This window comes from Sedimentibacter sp. B4 (genome assembly GCF_000309315.1).
Classification (GTDB): Bacteria; Bacillota; Clostridia; order Tissierellales; family Sedimentibacteraceae; genus Sedimentibacter; species Sedimentibacter saalensis.
Map to the genome: position 1 here is coordinate 1 of NZ_CANG01000555.1, position 241 is coordinate 241.

Here is a 241-nt window from a genome sequence, read left to right on the forward strand (position 1 = left end):
TCGCTCCTCGCGATGGTGGAGGCCGCGGCGACCCGCTACGCAGACGGCCGCCCGATGGATCCGGACCCGGGGTTGCCCGAGAACATCCGCATGGTGCTGTCGAGCTTCGAGACCCCCGCGAACCTGCCCTTCGCCCGGGAACTCTGGGTGGAGGGTGCGGACCGGGCACTGCCCGACGTGCGGGTGCCGACCCTGGTGGTGATCGGCCGCAGGGACGTGCAGGTCGACGCGGACCTCGACG

General features: G+C 72.2%; 1 pseudogene. It reads left to right on the top strand.

Annotated elements, in window-relative coordinates:
- Positions 1 to 241: pseudogene (locus tag BN358_RS26620) on the top strand (alpha/beta hydrolase); the annotation flags it as partial.